The sequence below is a fragment of the Thalassospira lohafexi genome (genome assembly GCF_002844275.1).
Classification (GTDB): domain Bacteria; phylum Pseudomonadota; class Alphaproteobacteria; order Rhodospirillales; family Thalassospiraceae; genus Thalassospira; species Thalassospira lohafexi.
The window spans coordinates 659,121-669,978 of the sequence record NZ_NXGX01000002.1 but is presented as its reverse complement, the minus strand read 5'-3'; the positions used below and the strand labels follow the sequence as shown (position 1 = coordinate 669,978).

11 protein-coding genes are annotated in these 10,858 nt (G+C 55.5%); 5 read left to right on the top strand and 6 right to left on the bottom strand.

What is annotated here, in order from left to right; translation table 11 throughout:
- Positions 1-24: 24 nt before the first annotated feature.
- Positions 25-315: a hypothetical protein gene (locus COO92_RS06930; RefSeq protein WP_101300881.1), complete on the bottom strand. Its 291-nt coding sequence runs from the start codon at positions 313-315 to the stop codon at positions 25-27.
- A 626-nt stretch (positions 316-941) separates the two neighbouring features.
- Complete coding sequence (locus COO92_RS06925) at positions 942-1,691, bottom strand: FadR/GntR family transcriptional regulator (protein WP_051145988.1); 750 nt, start codon at positions 1,689-1,691, stop codon at positions 942-944.
- A 634-nt stretch (positions 1,692-2,325) separates the two neighbouring features.
- On the opposite strand from COO92_RS06925, the gene COO92_RS06920 reads away from it, so the two are divergent.
- The 3 genes from COO92_RS06920 (at position 2,326) to COO92_RS06910 (ending at position 5,244) form a co-directional block, all read left to right on the top strand.
- The gene (locus tag COO92_RS06920; RefSeq protein WP_101300879.1) at positions 2,326-3,099 is read left to right on the top strand and encodes an SDR family NAD(P)-dependent oxidoreductase; all 774 of its coding nucleotides are present in this window, start codon (positions 2,326-2,328) and stop codon (positions 3,097-3,099) included.
- Positions 3,100-3,168: 69 nt separating this feature from the next.
- A complete protein-coding gene (gene araD1, locus COO92_RS06915) occupies positions 3,169-4,158 on the top strand; it encodes an AraD1 family protein (protein ID WP_101300877.1) in 990 nt (329 codons plus the stop codon).
- Positions 4,159-4,521: 363 nt separating this feature from the next.
- Positions 4,522-5,244: a hypothetical protein gene (locus COO92_RS06910; protein ID WP_101300875.1), complete on the top strand. Its 723-nt coding sequence runs from the start codon at positions 4,522-4,524 to the stop codon at positions 5,242-5,244.
- 308 nt (positions 5,245-5,552) lie between these two features.
- Here COO92_RS06910 and COO92_RS06905 read toward each other — a convergent pair whose 3' ends face one another.
- Both COO92_RS06905 and COO92_RS06900 read right to left on the bottom strand, forming a co-directional pair.
- Positions 5,553-6,113 carry a type 1 glutamine amidotransferase domain-containing protein gene (locus COO92_RS06905; protein WP_101300873.1) on the bottom strand — a complete coding sequence of 187 codons (561 nt, stop codon included), beginning with the start codon at positions 6,111-6,113 and terminating at the stop codon, positions 5,553-5,555.
- Between the two features lie 273 nt (positions 6,114-6,386).
- A complete protein-coding gene (locus COO92_RS06900; RefSeq protein ID WP_101300872.1) occupies positions 6,387-7,586 on the bottom strand; it encodes an MFS transporter in 1,200 nt (399 codons plus the stop codon).
- A 134-nt stretch (positions 7,587-7,720) separates the two neighbouring features.
- Here COO92_RS06900 and COO92_RS06895 point away from each other — a divergent pair, with 134 nt between their 5' ends.
- On the top strand, positions 7,721-8,761 hold the full coding sequence (locus COO92_RS06895; protein WP_101300978.1) for an AraC family transcriptional regulator: 1,041 nt from the start codon (positions 7,721-7,723) through the stop codon (positions 8,759-8,761).
- 18 nt (positions 8,762-8,779) lie between these two features.
- On the opposite strand, the gene COO92_RS06890 is transcribed toward COO92_RS06895, so the two are convergent.
- On the bottom strand, positions 8,780-9,349 hold the full coding sequence (locus COO92_RS06890; protein ID WP_101300870.1) for a helix-turn-helix domain-containing protein: 570 nt from the start codon (positions 9,347-9,349) through the stop codon (positions 8,780-8,782).
- 95 nt (positions 9,350-9,444) lie between these two features.
- Between COO92_RS06890 and COO92_RS06885 the strand changes: the two genes are divergently transcribed.
- Positions 9,445-9,963 carry a GNAT family N-acetyltransferase gene (locus COO92_RS06885; RefSeq protein ID WP_101300868.1) on the top strand — a complete coding sequence of 173 codons (519 nt, stop codon included), beginning with the start codon at positions 9,445-9,447 and terminating at the stop codon, positions 9,961-9,963.
- Between the two features lie 15 nt (positions 9,964-9,978).
- Here COO92_RS06885 and COO92_RS06880 read toward each other — a convergent pair whose 3' ends face one another.
- Complete coding sequence (locus COO92_RS06880; protein ID WP_101300866.1) at positions 9,979-10,740, bottom strand: IclR family transcriptional regulator; 762 nt, start codon at positions 10,738-10,740, stop codon at positions 9,979-9,981.
- Positions 10,741-10,858 lie beyond the last annotated feature (118 nt).

Genomic DNA, 10,858 nt, shown 5'->3' with positions numbered 1-10,858 from the left:
CCGCCCTGCGTTTTGCGGTTCTAATCAGCAGCCGGTGCAGGTTTTGCTGTCGTCGGTGCAAACCTCGGCGATGATGTCTTTCAGCGCATCGGCCGATTGCTCATCGGCTTTGGAGCAGGCACTGCCCGCCGTTCCGGTCTTGAGCGCGTCGCCGACGACAAAGTTATAGTGTTTGCCGGAACTGGCACTGTAGGTCAGGAAGGTCTTGCCGCAATGAAGGTGCCGGTACTTGCTGCCGTTATTGGCACCGGAATTGGTGTAGTATTCTTGATTGCTGCAGTAATCCTTCTTGAGGTAGGGGCAGGACCTTTTCATTTGATTGGAATGGCAGTCGTTATATTTGCCAAATCCAAGGAAAAGCCCGCAGAACGGGCCGGAATCCCGAACAAGGGATTTAACGCGGGAGTTGGCACATATAACGGCTGTCCTTCGGATCAATCGGATTTGCACGGGCTACTTTGTCGCAAAGCCTTGAAAGATATATATCTTCCTGCAGTTTTGCTTCGCGTATCCGCACAAATCTGATTGACCATTTCAACCAAATGAAGAGGTCCTGACCCTGGCTTTTGCGGACTGTGTGCCCAGCGCAAAAACAAACAGCGCGCCAAGCGCGATCATGAGGTGTTTCATCACATTCTCCGTTAAAATGAAGAAAACCGGCCAAAGGGCCGGTTGTGCGACGTTTCACGTCAGGGGATGTGATGGGATGAGATGAGACGAGGGGCGACGGGATGCGACGCGATGAGACAGGGAGCGATGCGGCTCGGCTCGTTCTGTACGCGTGCGACCCGCCGAGGTGTCAGGCTGGGGGCGGTCCGGTCTTGCGATAGGGCGGAGCTATCGGCTGCGCGGTCTTCTGATCGGCTGATCGGTTGATCCGCTGATCCGGTCTGGACGGGCTGTTGGGCCCGCCAGACGCCAGAAGAACCGTTGAGAGAGGCTTACAGCCCGATGACGTCCCAGTCATGTTCGGCTTCCATGCCGAGTTCCTGACGGAGCTGGCGCATGGTGCGGCGGAGCAGGCCGTGCATTTTGGCGCGCGCCTCTTCCGGGTCGCGCTGGCTGATGGCGGCATAGACCGCGTGATGATCGGGAAGCGATTTAACGTGCGCCTTGGGCCCGCCGGACGACAGGCGGAACGAGCCGATCAGGGCGGTTTCAATCAGCATGCCAAACGATTTCATGAAATCATTGCCCGACGCATCCAGAATGCCCTGATGGAAGACAAGGTCGGTCATATAGACAGCCTCGGTCCCCGGTTCGGCCTTTTCCATTTCGAAATAGGCGGTTTCCAGATGCTTGATCTGTTCCGGGGTCGCACGGATGGCGGCCATGGCGGCGGTATTGGGTTCGATAATCAGGCGGGTTTCCAGAAGGCTATAGAGAAACGCCGGGTCCGGATCGGGGAAGTGCCATGACAGCACATCGGGATCAAGCAGGTTCCAGCTGGTGCGCGGTTTGACGCGCGTGCCGGTTTTGGGGCGTGATTCGATCAGTCCCTTGGCCGAGAGGATTTTAATGGCTTCGCGAAGGGCGGTGCGCGAGACGTCGAGGGATTCACTTAAAGCCGCCTCGGTCGGCAGGACATCCCCCGGGACCAGTTTGCCAGAAACGATGCGCATTCCAAGATCATGCGCAACAATGCTGTGCAGGCTGCGTTTGGCATAAGTTCTCGACATAGTAGACGACATTAAATTCCCTCCGGCACGGCCTTGTTAAATACGAAAACGGCGAAAAGCCCGCGCTGATATTATTCATATAATATGAATTAATTTTTAGAGCAACTTATCTAGGCAGCTTAATCCCTTGTGCTGCAAAGCATATAATTATTTCAGGGGACTTGTGCGGTGCGATGTAATCCTTCGTGCAAAGGTGATGTGTTATAAACCACAGTTGCCAAGATCGAAAGGCACGACTTCACCTGTTTGACGCTTGACAGGGCCTGATATCCTGATCATTAATGTTATTGTATGAAGAATAAGGGTCAGGGTCTATTAATTTGATTGGACGGGCCGCCGCACCCCTTCGGGGCGTCCTTTGGGCCAAATTAATAGACCCTGACCCAAAACAAGATTGTCAGGAGGAAGCATCATGTGGACACAAGGGATTGAGATCTCTGGCACCTGAAAAGGGCGGTGATCCCCCTGTGTGACAGGGCATATTCATGCTTGAGGAAAAATTTCCCCGCTGCGCTGCGCCATCGGCCCCTTGATGCAGATTCTGCCAGTTTTGGTATGAGATTGCGGATGTCTGACATACGGAGTCCCTGTATGTTTGACCACCGAATAGAGAACAATAGACCAGAATATGGGAGACGGAACGATCATGTCTGATCGCAAACCGACACACTACACAAGCCTTGAAGACAAATCAGTATTCATCACCGGCGGTGCTTCGGGCATTGGGGAGGCCATCGTCACGGCCTTTGTCGAGCAGGGGGCCAAGGTCGCCTTTGTCGACATCATCGAAGATGCCGGCAATGAACTGGTCGAGAAACTTGGCAAGACGGCGCGCAACAAACCGGTTTTCATCACATGCGATTTGACCGACATTGCCGCGCTTCAGGCCGCCATCGCCAAGGCGGCCGAGCTTAATGGCCCGATCACCGCGTTGCTGAATAATGCCGCCAATGACACCCGCCATAAATGGCAGGACGTGACACCGGAATATTGGGATGAACGCCAGGCGATCAACATTCGCCCGTCGTTCTTTGCCATTCAGGCCGTCGCACCCATGATGCAAAAGGCCGGTGGGGGTGCTATTGTCAATTTCGGGTCGGTCAGCTGGATGATGGGGCAGGGCGGCATGCCCGGCTACACCACGGCAAAGGCGGCAACGCATGGCATGACACGCGGCATGGCGCGCGACCTTGGCAAGGATCACATCCGGGTCAATACGCTTGTGCCCGGCTGGGTCATGACGCAGCGCCAGCTTGACCTTTGGGTTGATGAAGCCGCCGAGCGCGAGATTGACGAGCGTCAGTGCCTTAAGAACAAGGTGATGCCGCAGGATATCGCGCGCATGGCGCTTTTCCTGACGTCCGATGAAAGCCGGATGGTCACCGCCCAGAACTTTATCGTTGATGGGGGCTGGGTCTGATCCCCGGCAAACGCACAACGATAATTCCCGCATAAGACAGACTTATATCAGGATATCAGGACGCATTTCATGAGACTGGTTCAATTTAAAGAGACCTCCGGCGCGCAGCATGTTGCCGTTGTTGAAGATGCCGAGACGCTTTTGGTGCTGACCGGGGTTTCTTCGACCCGGAAACTGGCCGAAATCGCGATCAAGGAAGGTACCACCATGATTGCGGCGGCCAAGTCGCGCATGGGCGAAGACCGCATCAGTTATGACGAGGTCGCCAAAAGCGGGCGTCTTTTGCCGCCGATCACCCATGCCGATCCGGCGCATTTTCTGGTCACCGGCACCGGCCTGACCCATCTTGGCTCGGCCTCGGCCCGGGCCAACATGCATACATCGGGCAATAAGGCGGCCGATGAAACCGATTCCATGAAGATGTTTCGCATGGGGGTTGAGGGCGGCAAACCGAAAGCCGGTGAAACCGGCGTTCAGCCCGAATGGTTTTATAAGGGTGATGGTTCGATCGTTGCCAGTCCGGGGGCGGATATGCCAAGCCCGTCCTTTGCCCTTGATGGCAGCGAAGAACCCGAAATTGCCGCGGTTTACGTGATTGACCCGGATGGCAATCCGGTGCGGATCGGCTTTGCCATTGGCAACGAGTTTTCCGATCATGTGACCGAACGCCAGAATTACCTGTATCTGGCGCACTCCAAACTGCGTGCGTGCTCCATGGGCCCGGAATTGCTTTTGGGCGATTTGCCAAGCCATGTTGAGGGCACATCGCGCCTTTATCGCGATGGCAAGGTGATCTGGGAAAAACCGTTTTTGAGCGGTGAAGACAATATGTCCCATACGCTGGCCAACCTTGAATATCATCATTTCAAATATGATCTGTTCTGCCGCCCCGGTGACGTGCATGCGCATTTCTTTGGCACGGCAACGCTTTCCTTTGCCGATGGTGTGACGACACAGGATGGCGATGAGTTTGAAATTGAATCATCGCTGTTTGGCAGGGCGCTGCGCAACCGGTTGACAACACAGGCCGCGCGCAAGGTGGTTGTGAAAACCATCTAACTTGATGCGTGTTTTCGGGATTTTTGAAATCCCAAGGGGCGCATAAGCCCCGCCTTCCTCCGAACGACACAAACTTCCCCGGCTCAAGCGATTGGGCCGGGGTTTTCTTTTTAATCTTTAGGTTGTGGTTCTAGTTGTTTCGTGTTTTGCTAAAGTACGGTTTTGAGTGCTTTTGATTTAAGATAGAAAATAAATCTGTCCGCTTTTTTCACTATGGAAAACAAAGGCTAAAAATAGCGGGCAGAAGAAAGGGGGAGAACCCCTTTTAGGGCCCCTGTTTTCTGACATGAGTTCAAATGGAGAAAATAAGCATGCCCCTTTTCGCTTTTCCGCCATTAGCTTTGAATTGAGGATGATGTAAAAATGAAAAAAGGAACCTGCCAACTGTGCGGTGATACCAGAGATTTGATAAAGGCCCATATCATTCCTAGAACAATATTCTCCAAAACAAGAGGGCTAGGTGCTCCTCCCCAATTTCTTACTTCTTGGGAGGGGAATCAGGGTAACAAATCCGAAGGTTTTATCGATAAATCAATTCTATGCGGTGATTGCGATAATTCTTTTTCCGATGCTGAAAACTACCTTGGTGAATACTTGCATCGCAATCATACTGCCGCCTCACAAGCGCATAACGGAGTTACAGCATTTATTGATGAGGCCTATGATTACGGAAAGCTCAAGCTTGCTGTTTTGGTGACGTTATGGCGAGCAGAAATTAGCAGTAACGAGGCCTTCTGCGACGTCTACATGGAAAAGGAAGAGAAAGAAAAGCTTCGCAAGATGTTGGTTAAAGGTGAAGTTGGTTCTGCAGGCTGTTTTCCAGTTGTCATCTCGAGGTGGAAAAGTGAAGAAAAATTTGAGCCTGTTTGTCGTCAAACTGTCATGGAGCCACGGGTGATTAATAACTCATATTGTGAGACTTCTTTTTTGGGCTGGAAGATTCTTATATGCATAAAAGAGAACGCCGGTGACAATGTGCTCTTCGAAAATGCGATCTCCAAAGATAAGTTAATTGCGATAGATCAGGCCTTTGAAACCTCCGACTTTTTTAAAAGACTTGTGGAACTCTCTTTAAACTCAAATTAACCGTTCAAGAAAAACGGGGACATGTGCCATCCTAAAATAAGTTGACGGTTTCAGGACAGCACACAAGGGCTAAAAAGGGGACAGCCCCCTTTTTGTCTACTTTAGCGCATGGATTCCCGCCTGCGCGGGAATGACGGGGTTTTTGGTGGGTTTTGTGGCGGGTTTTGTTGCCGGGGTGTGTGACGGGGTTTTGGGCGGGGTGTGTGGTTGGGGGCGCGTGCGGTGGCGCATCCGGTGGGATTTGAAACGGGAAACGGACGAAGGGGGATCCCTCCGTCCGTTTTGGTTTTGGGTCAGGTTTGGTGGGGTTAGGCAGCGCGGCTGTGGTGGGTGCCTTCGCTGACTTCCTCGACGATTTTGCTGACAAAGGCGTCAAGGTCGTTGGGGGTGCGCGATGTGACGATCCCTTGCTCGCAGACAACCGCTTCGTCCTGCCAGAGCGCGCCGGCATTGAGAAGGTCGGTTTTGATCGAGCTATAGGACGTCGCACGGCGACCGCGCAGTGCGCCAGCCTCGACCAGAAGCCACGGGCCGTGACAGATCGCCGCCACCGGTTTGCCCGAGGCGACAAATTCGCGTACCAGACTGACCGATGCCTCGTCATTGCGCAGAAGGTCCGGGTTGATCTGCCCGCCGGGGATGACCAGTGCGTCATAGTCGGCGATGTCGACATTTTTGACTTCGACATCGACATCGACCGTATCGCCCCAGTTTTTATCGTCCCAGCTTTTGATTGCGCCCGATTTGGGCGATGCGATTTTGACATCGGCCCCGTGGGTCGAGAGCTTTTCAAGCGGAACGCGCAGTTCCGAGCGTTCATAGCCATCGGTGGCGAGGATCAGAATCTTTGCGGTATCAATCGCAGGCATAATGTCGCTCCTTTCATTGATGTCGAACATTACACCCCGCCAACGGCTGCGGTGTCGGAACGTTCCAGATTTTCCTGTGACGATTTTGTGGCAAGGGGTGAGGGCGTTGAGGGGACGGTGGGTGCTTTGGGGATGGGGTGTGCGCTTTGATGGATGGATTTTCGCCTAGCGCGGGAAGGGTGGGGATTTTGGTGGGGGTTGGGTGAAGAATCAGAAAGGGCAGCGCATGGGGTTCGCTGCCCTTTCTGTTTGGTGTGGTGGACGCGCGGGGGGTTAGGCTTGTTCGGTCGCCGGGGTGACGGCCGGGGAGCGCAGAACGACAGTGGCGAAGATCGCCGCACCGACAAGGATAATGCCGCCGATGCTAAACACACCCAGCGATCCGACATAATCAAAGATCACCCCGCCAATCACGGCCCCGCTGGCGATTGCGGTCTGGAAACCGGCGACGAACAATCCGCCGCCGCTTTCGGCTTCGTCAGGGACGGTGCGGGTGATCCAGGTCGACCATGCGACCGGAACACCGCCAAACGCCATGCCCCAGATTGCGACCAGAACGATGGTCGGGTTCAGCGCGCCGTCAATGCCAACCATGCCAAGTGCACACAGCCCCATGATCATCGGCATCAGCGCAATGGTCATGCGCAGCGAGCGTGAAATCAGCGATCCGGCCAGATAGGTGCCAACGAAATTGGCAAGGCCAAAGCCCAGCAACACGCCCGAAACCCCCGCCGTTGCAACGCCAGTGACGTTTTCAAGGAACGGGCGGACATAGGTAAACAGGGCAAAGTGGCCGGTGATGATCAGGACCAGTGAAAACAGGCCAAGCTTCATGCCCGGACGCTGAACCAGATCGACCAGAACGCGAAGTGTTGCGCGACCGCGCGGGGGCAGGGACGGCAGGGTGGCGAACTGGGCAATAAAGGTCAGCGCGCCAATACCGGCGGTGAGCAAAAAGACGCTGCGCCAGCTCATGATATCGCCAAGGTAGCTTCCGACCGGGGCGGCAAACACGGTGGCGGCTGAAACGCCGCTGAACATGATGGCAAGGGCGCGCGGGATGTCTGTTGCCGGGACAAGGCGCATGACGGTGGCCGCCGACATCGCCCAGAACCCGCCCAGCGCAACACCCAGAAGGATGCGCCCGACCAGCAGGAAGGCAAAGTTTTCGGCCATGGAGACAATGATGCTTGAGACGATCAGCAAGACCGAGAAGCTCAGCAAAACATGGCGGCGGTCAAAGCGCCGGGTCACGGTTGCGATCAGGAGGCTTGTGATCAGGGCGAAAATGGCGGTGGTTGAAATCGCCTGTCCGGCCAGTCCTTCGGAAACTTGAAGGTCACGGGCTATCGGGGTCAGCAGGCTGACGGGCAGGAATTCAGCCGTGACAAGGCCGAAAACGCCAAGCGTCATGGAGAAAACAGCCCCCCAGGCCGCAGACGCGGGCTGGGGAAGGGGTTGTGGTTCACTCATGGGGGATCCTTTGAGCTTGAGGACCGGGAAGACCACGGCCCTTATGTTTGTGCGTTGCACCCAAGATAGTCTGGACGGGCCGGACGTTCTATGGCAGTTTGTCCGAAGTTATTGATCAATCGTCCGAGAGTGCCATGTCCCCCATTGCCAATACCGCGTTTAACAGCCCGTCCACGCACATCGAAGGCCAGTATGATGGCGGCTTTGATGCGAACGGGCATGATATGGTCAGCGAGCTTTTGTCGGGGGTGCGCCTGCGCGGGCTTGATTACCGCCGGATCGAGATTTCAGCCCCCTATGGGCTGCGGTTTGGCGAGGATGTCGATGATTGCCGGGCGTGGCTGCATTTCATCGGGCAGGGGACGGTGCACCTTCGCACCAAAAGCGGGGCGGTGCATACGCTGGGCTGTGGGGACGCGGTGTTGCTGCCCTGTGCGGGCATTCATGATTTATACAGCAAGGACGGGGTTGCGCTGCGCAGTGTGGATGCGTTTAACAAGGTGCAGCTGTGTGATGTGGCGTCCGAAATCCGGGCCTGTGAAAAGGATGTATGCCGGACAAAGGACAATCTGATTTTCAGCTGTGCGATGGAATTTGATCTGGGGTGGTTGCACCCCCTCGCACACTTGAAGCCCGAGGTCATGCATATTGAAACCGTGCCCGATCATGACCCGCAAATCCCCGCCATTCTGGATGTGATGACCGCCGAGCTTAAATCCAAACGGCCGGGCTATGGCGTGATCCTGACCCGGCTGGCCGATGTGGTGGCCGCGGCCATCGTGCGCCGCTGGGTCGAGACCGGATGTGATGTCTGTGGCTGGGTCGAGGCGGTGCGTGATCCGAAACTGGCACGTGTTTTGGCCGCCTTGCATCAGGAGCCGGGGCGCGATTGGTCGGTGGCCGATATGGCATCCGAAATGGGCATGTCGCGGTCGGTCTTTGCGCAGCGGTTTGTCGAACTTACGCAATCAACGCCGCAGCAGTACCTTACGAACTTGCGCATGCGGCTGGCCAGCCAGTGGATCGGGCGCGAAAAACTGCCGATGGATGAGGTGGCCGACCGGCTGGGCTATGCCTCGGTCGCGGCATTCAGCCGGGCGTTCAAACGCACAACGGGCATGTCGCCCGGGGCAGTGCGCCGGGTGGATCATGCGGATTCAACGTCGGTGGCTTAATCTGTGCCATCGGTGGACTTAGGCGCTGCGCACGACGGCGACGAGATAGCGGCAGTTTTCAGCGGTTTTATTTTCAAACATGCAGTCTTGCGGCGGGCCGAGTTCAAGGCAGTCGCCGGTATCAAGGTGATGGACCCGATCGCCTTGGTGAAACAGCAATGATCCTTCAAGCACCCAGATCGCCTGTTGAATGAAGCTGTAGGCGGCGGCGGGCATGGTGACCTTTTGCCCGGCGGGCAAAGTGACCTCGACCAGTTCAAGCGGGATTTTCTGCCCGGAAAGCACTTGGCGCCGGTCATAACCGGTTTCGGGATCGGACCATGCGGGCTGTTGGGCATATCGGCGTACACCATGATGGACGGCATCGGTGCGCGACAGCAGTGCCGAAACTGTTACCGAAAGTGCCCCGGACAAACGGCCAAGTACGGTTGCGGTCGGGCTGGCTTCGCCACGTTCGATTTTGCTGATCATGGCTTTGGAAACGCCGGATTTCTCGGCAAACTGGCCAAGCGACCAGCCGCGGCTTTCGCGTTCCCGGCGCAGGCGGGCGGAGAGATAGGCTGTGGTATCGTCTTCTATAATGGTCATATGTTGCTATATCGTCTGTAAAATCAATATTGACTGTCTACTATAATGGACGTAATCCTGCAACATGTTCCTTATGACCTATGCAGGAGGCAAAAATGCATATTCGCACAGCGACCAAGGGGGATCTTCCGGCGATCCTTGAGATCTATAATGATGTGCTTTTGACCAGCACGGCGATTTACGATGATCAGCCCTCCAGCCTTGAAGAGCGCCTTGACTGGTTTGAGGGGCGCGTGCAGCAGGGGTTTCCGGTTCTTGTTGCGGAGCAGGATGGCACGGTTTTGGGGTTTGCGTCCTATGGCCCGTGGCGGGCGCGGTGGGGGTATCGCTTTACGGTCGAACATTCGGTGCATGTGCATGTTGATCATCGCGGGGCGGGGATCGGCAAGGCATTGTTAAGCGCGCTGATCCCGATTGCCAGGGCGGCCGGTCTGCATGTGATGGTCGGCGGGATTGATGCGGAAAACCTTAATTCCATTCGGTTTCATGAACGGTTCGGCTTTGTGCAAGTCGGGCATGCCAAGGAAGTCGGGCGCAAGTTTGACCGGTGGCTTGATCTTGTGACCATGCAGCTGTTTCTTGATCACCCGGCGAATTTGCCCGTGGGGTCGTAAGTCAGTTTTCGGCTCTTATTGGGGCGTGCTGTAAAGGATTTCCTGGGCGTCTTTGGCAGCGGCCAGCAGGTGGTTTCGTGTGTCCCCGCCGTTTTCAAGCAATGCCGGGGACGCGCCAAACACTGAAAAGGCCGAAACCATATTGCCATGCCGGGTCAGGATCGGGACGGCGAGTGCGTAAATATCGTTTTCACGTTCGCCATTATTGGTGGCATAGCCGTGTTCACGGATATGATGCAGTTCGGATTTCAGGGCTTTGACATCGGTGATGGTATGGTCGGTCATGCCGGTGAGATCGGCCTTGGCGAAATAGCGGTCCTGATCGGTTTTGCTCATATGGGCCAGCCAGAGTTTGCCGTGGGCGGTGCAAAAGGCATCGAGTTTCGAGCCAATGCGGATATCGACATAGAGTGGTCGGTCGGGCAGGGCCTTGGCAATGCAGACCGCCATATCGTGATCAAACTCGGTCGCCATGCAGGCCTCCCCGGTGACCCGCGCCAGTTGATCAAGGATCGGTTGCAACAGACCCGCCAGATTGCCATCGCGCATGACGCGATGGCCCAAATCGGCAAACATATATCCCAACCGAAACACCCCGCGTGACGTGACGCGCAAAGCCCCGGCATGGACCAGCGTGTGCAAAAACCTATGCGCTGTGATCATGTTGATGCCAAGCGCATCGGCGGATTCCTGTGCGGTCAGTTCGATTTTCCCCGCCGCAAACAGATCGAGGATTTTAAACGCCTTAAGCACAGAGCCGTTGAGTTGACTGGTCATGATGTTCCGTTCACGTCGCAGGGTCGATAACAGGTTCAAGCATAGGTGCCGGTCGCCGCACTTGACGTCAGCCGGATTTCAAGAATAAACTATATTATAAATCATATTTCAAATATAG